The organism is Paenarthrobacter sp. CAP02 (assembly GCF_040137855.1).
Taxonomy (GTDB): domain Bacteria; phylum Actinomycetota; class Actinomycetes; order Actinomycetales; family Micrococcaceae; genus Arthrobacter.
In genome coordinates, this window is the sequence record NZ_JBEEII010000006.1 from 35673 (window position 1) to 49463 (window position 13791).

The 13791-nt window shown below is 64.2% G+C and carries 15 protein-coding genes and 1 tRNA gene; 7 read left to right on the top strand and 9 right to left on the bottom strand.

The window, feature by feature from the left end; translation table 11 throughout:
* Positions 1–29 precede the first annotated feature (29 nt).
* Complete coding sequence (radA, locus tag ABHM97_RS11740; RefSeq protein ID WP_349470793.1) at positions 30–1412, bottom strand: DNA repair protein RadA; 1383 nt, start codon at positions 1410–1412, stop codon at positions 30–32.
* Between the two features lie 47 nt (positions 1413–1459).
* The gene (locus ABHM97_RS11745; protein ID WP_235520337.1) at positions 1460–2587 is read right to left on the bottom strand and encodes an FUSC family protein; all 1128 of its coding nucleotides are present in this window, start codon (positions 2585–2587) and stop codon (positions 1460–1462) included.
* A gap of 237 nt (positions 2588–2824) precedes the next feature.
* On the opposite strand from ABHM97_RS11745, the gene pstS reads away from it, so the two are divergent.
* The 4 genes from pstS to pstB all read left to right on the top strand — a co-directional run bounded on the left by pstS (position 2825) and on the right by pstB (position 6963).
* Complete coding sequence (gene pstS / locus ABHM97_RS11750) at positions 2825–3946, top strand: phosphate ABC transporter substrate-binding protein PstS (RefSeq protein ID WP_235520336.1); 1122 nt, start codon at positions 2825–2827, stop codon at positions 3944–3946.
* A gap of 138 nt (positions 3947–4084) precedes the next feature.
* Positions 4085–5017 carry a phosphate ABC transporter permease subunit PstC gene (pstC, locus tag ABHM97_RS11755; protein WP_235520335.1) on the top strand — a complete coding sequence of 311 codons (933 nt, stop codon included), beginning with the start codon at positions 4085–4087 and terminating at the stop codon, positions 5015–5017.
* A complete protein-coding gene (gene pstA / locus ABHM97_RS11760; RefSeq protein WP_257370302.1) occupies positions 5018–6121 on the top strand; it encodes a phosphate ABC transporter permease PstA in 1104 nt (367 codons plus the stop codon).
* Between the two features lie 62 nt (positions 6122–6183).
* Positions 6184–6963, top strand: a complete 780-nt coding sequence (pstB, locus tag ABHM97_RS11765; RefSeq protein ID WP_235520333.1) for a phosphate ABC transporter ATP-binding protein PstB — start codon at positions 6184–6186, stop codon at positions 6961–6963.
* Positions 6964–7058: 95 nt separating this feature from the next.
* Here the strand turns inward: pstB and ABHM97_RS11770 are convergent, their stop codons facing one another.
* The 3 genes from ABHM97_RS11770 to ABHM97_RS11780 all read right to left on the bottom strand — a co-directional run bounded on the left by ABHM97_RS11770 (position 7059) and on the right by ABHM97_RS11780 (position 9160).
* Positions 7059–8081: an inorganic phosphate transporter gene (locus ABHM97_RS11770; RefSeq protein WP_349470794.1), complete on the bottom strand. Its 1023-nt coding sequence runs from the start codon at positions 8079–8081 to the stop codon at positions 7059–7061.
* A 1-nt stretch (position 8082) separates the two neighbouring features.
* Positions 8083–8700, bottom strand: coding sequence for a DUF47 domain-containing protein (locus ABHM97_RS11775; RefSeq protein ID WP_235520331.1), 618 nt, complete (start codon positions 8698–8700; stop codon positions 8083–8085).
* Between the two features lie 175 nt (positions 8701–8875).
* Complete coding sequence (locus ABHM97_RS11780) at positions 8876–9160, bottom strand: hypothetical protein (protein WP_349470796.1); 285 nt, start codon at positions 9158–9160, stop codon at positions 8876–8878.
* Here ABHM97_RS11780 and ABHM97_RS11785 point away from each other — a divergent pair.
* The gene (locus ABHM97_RS11785; protein ID WP_235520329.1) at positions 9159–9629 is read left to right on the top strand and encodes a hypothetical protein; all 471 of its coding nucleotides are present in this window, start codon (positions 9159–9161) and stop codon (positions 9627–9629) included. The genes ABHM97_RS11780 and ABHM97_RS11785 overlap by 2 nt on opposite strands.
* A gap of 232 nt (positions 9630–9861) precedes the next feature.
* Here ABHM97_RS11785 and ABHM97_RS11790 read toward each other — a convergent pair whose 3' ends face one another.
* A complete protein-coding gene (locus ABHM97_RS11790; protein ID WP_235520328.1) occupies positions 9862–10521 on the bottom strand; it encodes a hypothetical protein in 660 nt (219 codons plus the stop codon).
* 134 nt (positions 10522–10655) lie between these two features.
* On the opposite strand from ABHM97_RS11790, the gene ABHM97_RS11795 reads away from it, so the two are divergent.
* Positions 10656–10728, top strand: a tRNA-Lys gene (locus ABHM97_RS11795).
* A gap of 95 nt (positions 10729–10823) precedes the next feature.
* Here the strand turns inward: ABHM97_RS11795 and ABHM97_RS11800 are convergent.
* Positions 10824–11444 (bottom strand): class I SAM-dependent methyltransferase, encoded by a 621-nt coding sequence (locus tag ABHM97_RS11800; protein WP_349470798.1) that lies wholly within the window; start codon positions 11442–11444, stop codon positions 10824–10826.
* Between the two features lie 59 nt (positions 11445–11503).
* A complete protein-coding gene (locus ABHM97_RS11805; RefSeq protein WP_349470799.1) occupies positions 11504–11878 on the bottom strand; it encodes a hypothetical protein in 375 nt (124 codons plus the stop codon).
* A gap of 169 nt (positions 11879–12047) precedes the next feature.
* Here ABHM97_RS11805 and ABHM97_RS11810 point away from each other — a divergent pair, with 169 nt between their 5' ends.
* Positions 12048–13148, top strand: a complete 1101-nt coding sequence (locus ABHM97_RS11810) for a D-TA family PLP-dependent enzyme (protein WP_235520325.1) — start codon at positions 12048–12050, stop codon at positions 13146–13148.
* Here ABHM97_RS11810 and ABHM97_RS11815 read toward each other — a convergent pair.
* Positions 13145–13666, bottom strand: coding sequence for a flavin reductase family protein (locus ABHM97_RS11815; protein WP_349470801.1), 522 nt, complete (start codon positions 13664–13666; stop codon positions 13145–13147). The two genes, ABHM97_RS11810 and ABHM97_RS11815, sit on opposite strands and share 4 nt — an antisense overlap.
* Positions 13667–13791 lie beyond the last annotated feature (125 nt).

A 13791-nucleotide genomic window follows, 5' to 3' on the forward strand; every position in this document is an offset into this window, starting at 1 on the left:
ATCCTAGGGATCCGCGGTCCGCAGCTCAATCATGATGCCTGAGTAATCAGCAACTCCAACGCCTCTGCCAAGTGGCCCACCTCGCGCACAGAGAAGCCCTCGGGAATCACACCTGCCCCCGCCGGGCTTGCCGGAACGATCGCGTGGGTGAATCCGAGACGGTGTGCCTCCTGGATGCGCTGGTTGATTCCGGGAACAGGACGGACCTCGCCGGCCAGCCCGACTTCGCCGAAAGCGATGAGTCTCTGGGGGAGAGCCTTCCGCGACTTCGCCGAGGCAACAGCCAACGCCACCGCCAGGTCAGTGGCCGGTTCCGTCAGCTTCACCCCGCCCACGGTGGCAACGTAGGAGTCATCCTTGTGCAGCATGCACCCGGCCCGCTGTTGAAGGACCGCCAGCAGCATGGCCACCCGTGAGCTCTCCAGCCCACTGGTTGCGCGCCGGGGCTGGGAATTGGGGCTCTCCGCAAGCAGCGATTGCACCTCGGCGAGCAGGGGGCGCCGGCCCTCCATGGTCACCGTGATGCACGTGCCGGACACCGGTTCACGCGTGCGCGACACGAAAAGGCCGCTTGGGTCCGCCAGGCCTTCAATGCCGGACTCGTTGAGGTCGAAGCAGCCGACATCGTCCGTGGCACCATAGCGGTTTTTGACCGCCCGCAGCAGGCGAAGGCGGGAGTGCCGCTCGCCTTCGAACTGGCACACCACGTCCACCAGGTGCTCCAGCAGGCGTGGCCCGGCAATGGTGCCTTCCTTGGTCACGTGGCCCACCAAAAGGGTTGTCATGTTTCGTCGTTTGGCAGCGGCGATGATCGAGGCAGCTACCTCACGTACCTGTGACACACCGCCCGCGCTGCCCTCCACTTCTGCACTGCTGAGCGTTTGGACGGAGTCGACAATGAGCAGCTTCGGCTCAAGCTTTTCCACTTGGCCAAGGGCCTGTCCCAGATCCGTCTCAGCTGAAAGGTAAAGGGTGTGCGCGACGGCGTCGATCCGTTCGGCACGCAGCTTCACCTGCGCGGCGGACTCCTCGCCGGTGACGTACAGGACGTCCTGGCCTGTGCGCGCGAACTTTGCTGCGACATCCAGCAGGAGCGTGGACTTTCCGACGCCGGGTTCCCCGGCCAAGAGGATGACAGCGCCGGGCACGAGCCCTCCACCGAGTACGCGGTCGAGTTCGTCCACCCCTGTAGGCAGGAACGCGGCGGTTGTCCCATCTACCTCAGCGATACGGCGGGCCGGTTCCAGGACGGTGGCGGCCGCCGTCGTACGTGCCACTGTGGCGCCGTATTCCTCAACGGTTCCCCACGCCTGGCATTCGCCGCAGCGGCCCACCCACTTGATGGCCGTCCAGCCGCATTCGGCGCACTTGTAGGCGGGGGTCTTTGATGCGCGGGAAGTCTTTGAAGCCATGGGTCCAAGCGTAGTGGCGGGGGCCGACACTATTGGCCCAGGGGGAGCTACAGCGGTGGGAGGACGGTCCGTGCCTCTTCCGGTTCCATCCCGCTGGCCTCCAGCAGGTCCACCATGAGCGGGCGGAACAGCATGACCACGGTCTCGCCCTCGAGCCGTTGGACGTCGAGCATCTTCGGGTGGAGCCGGGCGGCGATGTCACTGAGGTCGTTCCGGGCACGCCGCAGATGGACCCGGCGGGTACCCTCGCTTTGTTCGGCGAGCCCGATGGTCATCTCGTCGATTGCGGCCGCGGTTTCCTGCAGGACCTCGGAAATGCTGTCGATCGCTTCATCGGAGAGTGCCGCGTGGTTGATGGCGCTGGTCAGGCGTCGCGCGAACACGCGGCTGTTGCGCAAGGCCAGATCGATGTACTCCAACGAATGTTCCAGGCTTGCCAGTTCATCGCGATGCCTCCGGTGCGCGGGAGCAAGTGTGGCTACCTCGCCGGAAGCACGCAGGGTCTGCCGCATCCTGTCCACCAACGGTTGGCAATTGCGGCCGCGGATCAGGGCGTGCCAGGCCATGGTGGAATCGCTCTCGATCATGGCCTTGGCGCATTCCCGCAACACTTCGGCGAGCTCGTGCAGGATCTGTTGGACGTCCTTGCGCGGCTCCCTGCGCGGATCCTTGGGCACCAGGATGGTCACCAGCAGCGCACACACGCCACCCACCACAGCATCAATGCTTCGCGTGAACGGCCCGCCGGCCGGAGCCGGAAGCAGCACCACCAACAACGACTGCAGCCCCAGTTGGGTGGTGAAGATGGTGCCGCTGTCCAGGAACCTGGCCAACAGGATGGAGAAAAGAAGAACGACGGCGGCCTGCCAGATCCCAGCGCCCAGCCAGTGGAGCAGCAAGTCGCCAACAACGATCCCGAGGGTGCAGCCAAGGCCCACCTCGATCACCCGGCGCAGGCGGGGGTCCCGGGAGAAGCCCAAGGCAATCAGGGACGACGTGGCAGCAAACAGGGGACCCTGGTGGCCCAGCACGTATTCGGCAAAGGCGTAGGCACCAACGGCGCACACTGTCATTTGGATGGCCGGTGTCAACGAATTCCGGCTGCGAACCAAGCCGGTCCGGACCCTGGCGCGCAGAAACCTCTTGCTTGCAGAAAATCCCTTCGCGGCAGCCATGTGCTCCAGTCTATTTGTCCTGGCATCCGCAACGACGGCAACCCGGGCGACGCTCAAGGTGGCGCGCGCCACATCACCCAATGGTCCGCCGTCGTTCATCTCCTGTTCACCTTCCACCACAGGTCCCGTTACCTGCGCTCCTTACCTTCAGTAAAGGAACAAAAAGGTCCACAGCTCGCGCACGCCGAAATCTCCGTTCGGCCCGCATCGAAGAATCCCTGGAAGGGGCACATCCAAGTGAAGGCAACTCACTTCGGCCGCAACGCGGCAATCGCGGTCATCGCAGCCGGCGCTCTCGCGCTCACTGCTTGCGGTTCAGACAACGCAACGGGCACTCCGGCCGGCACCCAGTCGGCAGCCTCCGGAACCAAGGTCACCGGCACCCTGACCGGCATTGGCGCCTCCTCCACCGGCGCAGCCATGGATGCCTGGAAGGCCGGCTTCGCCACCGCAAACCAGGGCGCCACCGTGCAGTACTCCCCGGACGGCTCCGGCGCAGGCCGCAAGGCGATCATCGACGGCTCGGCACAGTTCGCCGGCTCGGACGCCTACCTGAAGGACGACGAGCTTGCTGCCTCCAAGGCCAAGTGCGGCCCCGAGGGTGCCATCAACCTCCCCGTCTACATCTCCCCGATCGCCGTCGCCTTCAACATTCCCAACGTCAAGGAACTGAAGCTCGACGCCGCTACGGTCGCCAAACTCTTCCGCGGCGAAATCGCCAACTGGAACGACCCCGCAATCGCCGCCCTCAACGCAGGCGTTACGCTCCCGGACCTCAAGGTCACCCCGGTCAACCGCTCTGACGACTCCGGCACCACCAGCAACTTCACCGACTACCTGGCAGCTGCAGCTCCCGAGGTCTGGACCGACAAGGCTGCCGGCGTCTGGCCCGCATCCCTGAAGGGGGAAAACGCCAAGGGCACCTCCGGCGTCGTCAAGACCGTCACCGACACCCCCGGTGCCGTGACCTACGCTGACGACTCCGCTGTTTCCGGCAAGCTCGGTACCGCTTCCATCAAGGTTGGCGAAGAGTTCGTCAAGATCTCCGCGGACGCTGCCGCCAAGGCTGTCGAAGCCGGCAAGCCCGTTGACGGCCGCGCCGCCAACGACGTCGCCATCAAGCTGGACCGCAAGACCACCGCAGCGGGCGCCTACCCCGTAGTCCTCGTTTCGTACCACGTTGTCTGCACCACCTACGAGACCAAGGCTGTTGCCGACCTGGTCAAGGCCTTCGAAACCTACGTCGTTTCCGACGAAGGACAGAAGACCGCAGCTGACGCCGCGAAGTCCGCACCGCTCTCCAAGACGCTGCAGGACAAGGCCAAGGCCGCTATCGAAACCATCAAGGCCAAGGCCTAAGGTTTCCCGGCGGGTTTGCTGAACCCGGCTGAACACTGAAGTTCCCTGTCCCGCACTCCGGTGGCCACCGCGGCACCGGACCGGGGCAGGGAACTTAGCCATGTAAGACCAGTTCACTCCAGACTGAAGGATCGTGAAGTGACCACCAACTCCCTGACAACCTCCCAAGGCGCAGGACGCGCCGGGGACAAGGTTTTCTCCGGGGCCGCCATGGCCGCAGGGTGCCTGATTCTCGCGGTTCTCTTCGGAGTCGCGTTGTTCCTTGTGGTGCAGGCGATCCCTGCGTTGACCGCACCTCCCGAGAGCATCCAGGGCGGCCACGGCTTCTTCGCCTACATCGCCCCGATCGTGGTGGGAACGCTCATCGCCGCCGTGATCGCCCTCGTCATCGCCACTCCGGTAGCGATCGGCGTGGCCCTGTTCATCTCGCACTACGCCCCACGCCGGCTCGCTTCCGGCCTCGGCTACGTGGTGGACCTCCTCGCAGCCATCCCCTCCGTTGTCTACGGTGCATGGGGTGCGGCCTTCCTGGCCAAGGAAATCTCTCCCGCGTATGACTGGCTGGCCAACAACCTCGGCTGGATCCCGATCTTCGCAGGTCCGGCTTCCGCTACCGGCAAGACCATCCTCACCGCAGGCATCGTCCTGTCCGTCATGGTCCTCCCCATCATCACCTCCCTGTCCCGCGAAATCTTCCTGCAGACCCCCAAGCTGCACGAAGAAGCCGCGCTCGCACTCGGAGCAACCCGCTGGGAAATGATCAAGATGGCCGTGCTGCCCTTCGGTCGCCCGGGCATCGTCAGCGCGATCATGCTGGGCCTCGGCCGCGCACTGGGAGAGACCATGGCCGTTGCCCTGGTGCTGTCCTCCGGCGTCCTGACCGCCAGCCTTATCCAGTCCGGCAACCAGACCATCGCCGCCGAGATCGCCCTGAACTTCCCCGAAGCCAGCGGCCTCAAGGTCAACACCCTGATCGCGGCCGGCCTGGTGCTGTTCGTCATCACCCTGGGCGTGAACATGATCGCCCGCTGGATCATCACCCGGCACAAAGAATTCTCGGGAGCCAACTAAATGACCGCCACAGCAGTCCGTAAACGCTCCGCGCTCACCAAGGGCCAGCTGCCCAAGTCCGCGCCCTACATTGTGCTGGCCGTCGCGCTCGTCGTGGGTGCGGCCATCCTGGCGCTGATCGGGTTTAACGCCTTCGGCTGGGGCCTGGTCTCCGCGATCCTGTTCGCAGTGGGCCTCGTTTCCTGGAGCGGAGCCGTTGAAGGTGCCCGTAAAGCCAAGGACCGGCTCGCGACCTGCCTGGTTGTCGGTGCTTTCCTGATCGCGCTCCTGCCGCTGATTTCGGTGATCTGGACCGTGCTGGTCAACGGCATCCCGGGCCTCATCACTCCCGGCTTCCTGGGCACCTCCATGAACGGTGTTACGGGCGCCTTCGACAACAAAGCAGCGGAAGACGGTGCGCCCGTCCTTGGCGGTATCTACCACGCCCTGCTTGGCACCATCCAGATCACGCTTCTTGCCACGGTCATTTCCGTGCCTGTGGGCCTGTTGACCTCCATCTACCTGGTGGAATACGGCAACGACCGTCCGCTGGCCCGCGCCATCACGTTCTTCGTGGATGTCATGACAGGCATCCCGTCGATCGTGGCCGGCCTCTTCGCGGCAGCGTTCTTCTTCGCCATCGTCGGCCCCGGCACCAAGACCGGTGCGGTAGCCGCCGTCGCGCTTTCCGTGTTGATGATCCCGGTGGTGGTCCGTTCCAGCGAGGAAATGCTGAAGATCGTCCCGAACGAACTTCGCGAGGCTTCCTATGCGCTGGGCGTCCGTAAATGGCGCACCATCACCAAGGTGGTCATTCCGACGGCGATCTCCGGTATTGCCTCGGGCGTCACCTTGGCGATCGCACGCGTTATCGGCGAGACCGCGCCGATCCTGGTGACCGCAGGCTTTGCCACCACCATCAACAACAATGTGTTTGGCGGTTGGATGGCCTCGCTGCCCACGTTCATTTACACGCAGATCCTCAACCCGACGTCGCCGTCCAACCCTGGTCCCTCGGACCAGCGTGCATGGGGCGCCGCGCTGGTGCTGATCATCCTGGTGATGCTCCTGAACCTCGGAGCCCGCCTCATCGCCCGCATCTTCGCTCCGAAAACCGGACGCTAGCCGGGCCTGGCCCTTCAGGCCACGTTTACACTTCCAGAACCCCCAAGGAACAAAGGAACACCATGTCTAAGCGCATCGACGTCAAAGACCTGAATGTCTACTACGGCAATTTCCTGGCCGTTGAGGACGTCAACATCAACATCGAAGCCAAGTCCGTCACGGCCTTCATCGGCCCGTCCGGTTGCGGCAAGTCCACTTTCCTTCGCACGCTGAACCGCATGCACGAGGTCCTTCCCGGCGCACGCGTCGAGGGCGAGGTCCTGCTGGACGGGGACAACCTGTACGGCCCCGGTGTTGACCCGGTCACCGTCCGCACCCAGGTGGGCATGGTTTTCCAGCGGCCCAACCCGTTCCCCACCATGTCCATCCGCGACAACGTGCTGGCCGGCGTGAAGCTGAACAACAAGAAGATCTCCAAGGGCGCAGCAGATGCGCTGGTGGAGAAGTCCCTGGTGGGCGCCAACCTGTGGAACGAGGTCAAGGACCGCCTGGACAAGCCCGGTTCCGGCCTCTCCGGCGGCCAGCAGCAGCGCCTCTGCATCGCCCGTGCCATCGCCGTTGAACCCCAGGTGATCCTCATGGACGAGCCCTGCTCCGCGCTGGACCCCATCTCCACACTGGCCGTTGAGGACCTCATCAACGAGCTCAAGGACCAGTACACCGTGGTGATCGTGACCCACAACATGCAGCAGGCCGCCCGCGTTTCGGACAAGACCGCGTTCTTCAACATCGCCGGCACCGGCAAGCCCGGCAAGCTGATCGAGTTCGCTGACACCACCAGCATCTTCAACAACCCGGCCCAGAAGGCCACGGAAGACTACGTCTCCGGGCGCTTCGGATAAGCGGGAGGTAGGGTTCCGGCTTCTATGGGGGGAGCCGGCACATGACGACGGCGGCCGTCGCCTTGGGGGTACGGCCGCCGTCGTTTTTTCTTGCCCTAGTTGGGCAGTTTAGCGAGGGGGGAGAACGCCAACTCGAGAATGAAGGCGACGACGGCGGTCACCACCGGGGTTGCCACCCACAGCAGGAGGATCCTCCGCACCAGCCGGCGGTTGACGGTGTGGAAGCGCTGGTTGATCCCCGAACCGAGGACGGACGCCGTCAAGGTGTGGGTGGTGGAGAGCGGCAGCTGGAAGCCGATCGCACCGATGAAGAGCATGACGGACGTGAGGGTCTGGGCCACGAATCCACGCAGGGGATCTATCCGGATGAGCTTATGGCCCAGGGTGTGCGAGATCCTCCAGCCGCCCAACATCGTTCCCGCGGTGAGCATGACGGCCGTGAGCAGCAGGATCCACAGCGGCACGTTGTCCCCGCCTGACAACCCCGCGGCCACCATTGCCAGGAGAATGACCGCTGCTGTGCGCTGCCCGTCCTGGAGTCCGTGGCCGAAGGCGACTGCTGCGGTGGAGACGGCTTGTGCGCGCCGGAAACGCCTGTTCACCACATTGGGTTGCGTATAGCGGGCAGCCCAGGTGACCGGCCACACGAGCAGGTAGGCCGCCCCGAAGGCTACCAACGGGGACAGCACCAGGGGCAGGACCACTTGGGTCAGCACGACGCCGTCCACCCCGCCGATCGAGCTTTCGCCCACCAGGATGCTTGCGCTGCCGGCGCCAATCAGCCCGCCCACCAGCGAGTTCGTTGAGGACAGGGGAACGCCCTTCCACCACGCGTAGATTCCCCACAAGATAGAGGCTGCCAGCGCTGAAGCGAGCATGGTCAGGCCGCCGGGGCCCGCAGGCAACGTGATCCACGATTGCGTGAAGGCGAGGATGAAGGTGCCGCTCAACATGGCGCCCACAAAGTTGAAGATTGCCGCCAAAAGCACGGCGATGGATGGCGTGAGGGCGCGGGTCCGGGTGGACAGGGCCACCGCGTTGGAGACATCGCGGAAACCGTTGAGGAACGCGAACCCTGAGGCGAGCCCCACCACAAGGACAAGGAAGACGATGGTCACGTCAGGATTCCTTGACGATGATGCTGCCTACCTGGGTGGCGACCTTCCGCATGTCCTTGGTTACTTCCACCAGCTGGTTGGCGATGTCCCGGTGCCGTGCGTACTGCGCCGATTTCATGTCCTTGAGCATCTCGGCAACCCAGATCCGGTGGGTCCGTTCCGCGCGCTTGGCCAGGCGGAGGATCTCGATCCAGTAGTCCTCCAGCTCATCCAGGTCCTCGAGCTTCCGCATGGCGTCCACGGTGAGCTCGGCCTGGCGGCTGATGATTTCCAATTGGTCTGCGGCGCGCTTGGGCAGCCGGTCCAGCTTGTAGAGGGATACCAGGTCGCCCGCGGCGTCGAGCTTTTCCATTGCCTCGTTGAGGTGGCGGGAAAGGGTGTACATGTCCTCGCGGGGGAGTGGATTCACGAAGCTGGTGCGCATGTGTGTCAGGAGGGCGAAGTGCAGGTCCAGGGATTTGGACTCGTGCTCGTGCAGTTCTTCAGCGAGGCGCTGGTGCTCGCTGGCCTGGGCTCCGAGGATCTCTGAGAGCGTCCCGGTGGCGGCCACGATGACACCGGCCATCTGCGCGAGCAGTGCGAGTCCGGCGGGTTCCTGGGGGAAAAGGCGCAGCTTCATGTCGCTTCCGGGCTGGGGACGGATAGGGCGGCGGACGGCTTGACTTGACGCAGCCCGTTTCGTCCCCAACTTTACCGGTCCGGCGCGCCTGCATGGTGAGCGCCCCGGCCCCGAAGGGCAGAGCTCCCCATCGCCGCACCCTTTCATCCATGCAAGACTTGGCGCGTCAATGAATTTATCCACTCAATGGGGGAACCGTGCGCATCAACAACACTGTGAAGATCACCAGCCTCGTGGCGGCGGGGCTGCTCGCCTTGACCGCCTGTGGGGCTACTGCCACCAGCACGACGTCGGGTGGTTCCGAACCGTCGTCGTCCCCCTCTTCGGCGGCTTCAGCGTCGCCGTCTTCCTCGGCCTCCGCCTCGGCGGGTTCCGACGGGGCTGCAGCGTCCTCGGGCTCGTACAAGGCGGCCGCTTGGGCGCTTCCGATCACGGACAAGGGCGACAAGCTTGGCAGCATGAAGGGCGACAGCTTCAGCGTCGACATCTACCAGGTGGCCACGGACGTAGCGTCCAAGGACAGCATGTTCCTGGACAAGGAAACCAAGGAAAACCTGCTCAAGAAGGGTGCGCCGATCGTCTACGTGAACTACGTGGTCACCAACACATCATCCGCTGACATCCCCTTGAGCCACTCGCTGGTCACTCCCAGTGCCAAGTACTCGGACTGGAAGTACCTCGGTGGCATGCCGTCCGACTCCAGCAGCGATGGCTTCAAGAAGTACGGACTGAGCAGCTCCGGCATGAAGCTCAAGGAAAAGGACCCGTTCGTATTGAAGCCGGGCGAATCCTTCAACATCGCCGAGAACTTCGGCTACACGCCCGGCAAGGAAGCTGAAATTTCGGCCACCATGACTCCTGCGGCGGCGGACGGAAAGCTGGATCACGACAAGAAGGAACAGGCCAAAACCACGGTCACCCTGAAGTAGTTCGGCGCGTTTGCCCGGGTCCGGCCAAGTGCTGGCCCGGGCATTCTGCATCCGGGCATAAAAATGGTGCCGAACCGGATACGCCTCTCGGCGGTAGGCCGCTCGAAGCGGCTATATGTTGAAGCCCGGGGGTTTCGCGGTTCGACACCAGTTTTAGTTTTCACCGTTGGGCGGGCTAAGTCAACATTGACAGTCCGAGCCCGACGTGGGTACGTTTCGCCACTGCTGCTGCCTAGTCGAGCTCACCCAGGCGCCATGCATTGGCCGCATGCTCAAGGTCCTCGGCCGTTTTGACGAGCTGGTGCGAATTGCGCGTGAGCTTGCTGGCGTGGCCTTCGTTGCTGTGCTCTGCGCCGTCGGCGAGGGTCGCCTGGCCGAGCGCCACCACGCGGCAGAAAGCGGCGGAACGTTCCAGCGCGACGTCGAACTCGCCGTCGAACGCGCCGGACAAAATGGCGTCAGCCATGGTCTTCATTTCGTCTGCGCCAGGCGGCTCCGCGGCGCCCGCTACGACGTTGGAAACCTGCGCGGTGTCGCGTCCGGCCCGGAAGTAGACGGAGATCCGCTCCGGGTTTTGGATGGTGGCGGCGCGAAGGGCGTAGAGCCGCCACAGCGCGCCGGGGAGGCTTCGCGCCGGGCTCTCGGCCCACATCTCTGCGATAGCCTCGAGGCCCTGCTCGTCCGCGAGCTTAACCAAGCGGCGGGTTACTTTGGGGTCGTCGCTGTCGCGTCCGCGCTTGACCAGCGCCTGGGCAGCGAGATGCGCAGCCTCGGAAACCCGCGCGGGGTCGGCGCCACCAGCGAACGGTTCAAAATCGATGGGCGCGAAGGGCTTCGGCTTGTGATGCCGGTTTGCTCCGCCGTACGCTCGCGGTTCTGGCTGTTCGCTCATGAGTTCACCGTACTCCTGTGCTCTGGCGGGGTCGAGTAACGGTTGCCTGGACGCACGACGGCGCCCGTCACCTTGAGTTCCTCGTCTGCCTTGACGTTGGGGTACAGTATTCATGGCTGTTTCTACAGCTGGAGGGGCCTTTAGCTCAGTTGGTAGAGCATCGGACTTTTAATCCGTGGGTCGTGGGTTCGATCCCCACAGGGCCCACCCTCCAAGACAGGCCGGAGACGTAGAGTCTCCGGCCTGTTTGTTTGCCTCAAGAGCTCTCGGTAATTCGTCAGTCCGGCCGGACAACGGTGTGCTCAGGGAACCAGTGCGGGACCGGGTGTGCGGGTGGCGATGATCGACGCGTGGGGGCGCGCGTCTGGGTCTTTCCTGAAGTTTGAGCTGGTTACCAGGAATCCGGCTCTGTCGAGGCGCTTTCCCATCTCCGCGACGGGCCAGAAGTACGCGGGCGCCACCGCGTGCGGGAAGTCTTCGACAGCGTCGCCTTCGAAGAAGCCCAGCAGGAGACTGCCTCCGGGTGCAAGGCACCGGGCGAACTCCGCCAACACGGTGGGGATGTCGTCCGGGCTCGTGTGGATCAGGGAGTACCAGGCAAGGATGCCCGCCAAAGACTGGTCCGGGACCTGAAGTTGTTCCAGCGACCCCACACGGAATGCGGTGTTTGGATAGTGCTGCCTGGCGGATTCGATAAATTCCGGGACGATGTCCACTCCCTCCGCGTCAACCCTAAGGGCATGAAGGAAGTGGGTCCATTGCCCGGGCCCGCACCCAGCGTCGATCACTTTGCCGTCGAGCCCGTGAGCCCAGGCCGCAATCAACGCCTGATCAGCGGGATGGGTGTTGTCGATGGTCCCGAAAAGCTCGGTGTACTCCTTGGCGCGTGCACCATAGGCTGCTCTGACGGTTCCGCGTGACATGGGCACAGCCTATCGAGGCCCTCACCTGCGCTAACGTAGTGTGCCGCGAGGGCAGGCAATTAGGCGATCTGCTGCGTTCCGTCGTGGAACATGGGAAATGCGGAGATGGGTGTGACCGTGGCGGTCGGGCCGGGCTCCGGTTCCTGCGCCGTGGCTGCCCCGACAGGTTCGTCAACGGTCACGATCTCCATGGATTCCATGTCCAGCAGCCGTCGGCTCCCGGTCTCATCCTGAAGCCAGAAGAGCTCGGTTCCGGCCACCGTCTTGACCACGGTTCCCCGGTGGTAGAGGCGGCCGTTGTGCCAGGCCTCGATGTACTCGCCTGCGTTAAGTGCGTGGCCTTCTTCGGCAGTTCCAGGCATTGCGCCGAAGGCCTGGGCCAGGCTGGCCTGCGTCTTCAACGCCTGGAAAAGGTCCCTGTTCGCGATAGTCATGTGCGCTCCCTTCAACTGTCGCCGTCCGTATGCCCCCAGCCTTACGCATCTTTGTTGCAGGCGCGTTGCAAGGGGATGAGCGATGTGTGACGGGCCCACCGAACCGTGCCGGCCGCCGTCGAACCTGCCGGGCAGGCAGTCCGCGCTGCGGGCCGTTAGTGTTTTAGGCATGAACGTGATCCCCGCCGAAGTGGTTACCCCTGCCATCCTGATCGACGTCGATGTCCTTGACCGGAACATAGAGCGCATGGCGTCGAGCATGCTCAGCCGGGGGCTGCGGCTTCGCCCGCACGTGAAGACGCACAAGACCCTGGAGATCGCTCGGAAGCAGTTGGCCGCCGGGGCTGAGGGGATCACGGTCGCCACCATCGGCGAGGCCGAGGTCTTCGCGGCGGACGGGGTGAAGGACATCTTCATCGCCTACCCGCTCTGGGTGGACGCGCCACGCGCTGAACGCCTGAGGGCGCTCGCGGCCTCATGCCGGATCGCTGTGGGCGTGGATTCTGCGGAAAGCGCGACGGCGATGGGTCGCCAGATGGGCGCGGACGCGGGGCGGATTGAGGTGCTGGTTGAAATCGACAGTGGGCATCACCGCAGCGGCGTGCTCCCTGACGAAGCAGCGGACGTAGCCCGGGCCGCTGCTGGAGCGGGCCTGACGGTGGCGGGCGTGTTCACGTTCCCTGGCCACAGCTACAAACCGGGAATGCCCACCGGGGCCGCGAGCAACGAAAACGATGCACTGGGCCGGGCCGCGACGGCGTTGACCGAGGCGGGCTTCGAGGTGACCACCATCAGCGGGGGATCAACGCCGACGGCGCTCATCGCCGGGGAAACGGTGGCGACGGAGCTCCGCCCCGGCGTCTACGTGTTCGGCGACGCGCAGCAACTGGAACTGGAACGCTGCAAATGGGAGGAAATCGCCCTGACGGTAGCCGCCACCGTCGTCAGTCGGCACGAAGCCACGGGTGGAAACGTGCGACGCGTTGTGGTGGATGCCGGCAGCAAAATCCTGGGCAGCGACCGCCCGGACTGGGCCACCGGGTACGCTCGGCTGCCTGAATATCCGGAAGCGAAGGTCACCGCACTTTCGGAGCATCACGCCACGGTTGTGTGGCCGGATTCTGCCGAACTCCCTGCGCTGGGTACCAGGCTTCGGGTCATCCCAAACCATGTGTGCCTTGCCATGAACCTGGTGGATGAGGTCACCGTGGTCCGCAATGGAACGGTGGTGGACACCTGGAGTGTGGCAGCCCGCGGGCGAAACAACTAGGCCACAGCCGGAATACCCTGGACCAGCGTGTGGAATTCGCGGTTGTGGTAGACCAACGGAGCGGAACTGGAAGCATTGGACCTGATATCCAGGACCTCCGCGGCCAGGAGCACGGAACTGCCCAGGGCTGCCCGGTGGACGATTTCGCAGCGCAGCGACCATTGGGTCTCCCTGAGCAGGGGCTCACCCGTAGGCAGCACTTCCCAGTCCATGCTTTCTGTGAAACGTGGAGCTGCCGGGTCGGCAAAAGTCCGGACGAGGTCCAACTGGTCGGCGCTTACCAGGTGCACCACGATCGTCTGGGCTGCCGCAATGACGGAAGCGGATCGCCCGCTGGTGACAGAGAACGCCAGGGTCGGCGGATCGACCGCAACCGATGCCACCGATGATGCAGTGAGGCCTACCGCGCCGTCGGGTCCGGTAGCCGTAACTATTGCAACGCCTGCCGGATGGCCTCGGAACGCACTCTTGAAGAGCTCGCTGACTCGCGGGGATGGCACGGGTAGGGAACCGCTCATTCAAACACCTCTGGGAACTGGCCGGGATGGCGCTGGATTTTGTGCGCGCACCGGAACTGATGCTAGGACCTCAACTTAAGTTGAGGTCAATTCCTGTGGATTCGACCAGCGGGTGAGACCATTTG